Source organism: Promicromonospora kroppenstedtii DSM 19349, assembly GCF_000515355.1.
GTDB lineage: Bacteria > Actinomycetota > Actinomycetes > Actinomycetales > Cellulomonadaceae > Promicromonospora > Promicromonospora kroppenstedtii.
Map to the genome: position 1 here is coordinate 133,895 of NZ_KI911634.1, position 734 is coordinate 134,628.

At 76.2% G+C, this 734-nt stretch carries 1 protein-coding gene; it reads left to right on the forward strand.

The genetic code is table 11. From position 1 onward, the window contains the following. A partial coding sequence (locus PROKR_RS34185) for an FAD-binding protein (RefSeq protein WP_036961104.1) occupies positions 1 to 734 on the forward strand: 734 nt, incomplete at both ends.

Here is a 734-nt window from a genome sequence, read left to right on the forward strand (position 1 = left end):
TCGGCGCCGTGCTGGCCCCCGCCGTCGTGCTGGCCACGGGCGGGATCGGGCAGGTGTTCCGGTCGTCCACCAACCCGGCCGGCGCCACGGGCGACGGCATCGCCGCGGCGCTCCGGGCCGGCGCGGTGCTGGGCGACCTGGAGTTCGTCCAGTTCCACCCGACGGTGCTGTGGCTCGGCTCCGGCGCCAAGGGGCAGCTCCCGCTCATCTCGGAGGCCGTGCGGGGCGAGGGCGCGCTGCTGCTCGACGTCAACGGGCACCGCTTCATGCCGGGCGTGCACGAGATGGCCGAGCTCGCGCCGCGGGACGTCGTCGCGCACGCGATCGTGCGGCAGCTCGCCGCCACCGGAGCCGACAACGTGCTGCTCGACGCCCGCCGCCTGGGCCGGGAGTTCCTGCGCACCCGGTTCCCGACGATCAACGCGCGGCTGCTGGAGGCCGGCATCGACTGGTCCGAGGAGCCCGTGCCCGTGGCGCCCGCCCAGCACTACCACTCGGGCGGCGTGGTGACCGACCTCGACGGCCGCTCCTCGGTGGACGGGCTGTACGCGGTGGGCGAGGTCGCCTGCACCGGCGTGCACGGCGCCAACCGGCTCGCGTCCAACTCGTTGCTGGAGGGCATCGTCTTCGCCTCCCGCGCGGCTCGCGACATCGCGGCGCGGACCGACGCCGGCGACCTCGTCCGCGGCGAGCCCGCCGAACGTGCCGGTGGTGCGGCGTTGGTCGCGGCCGCC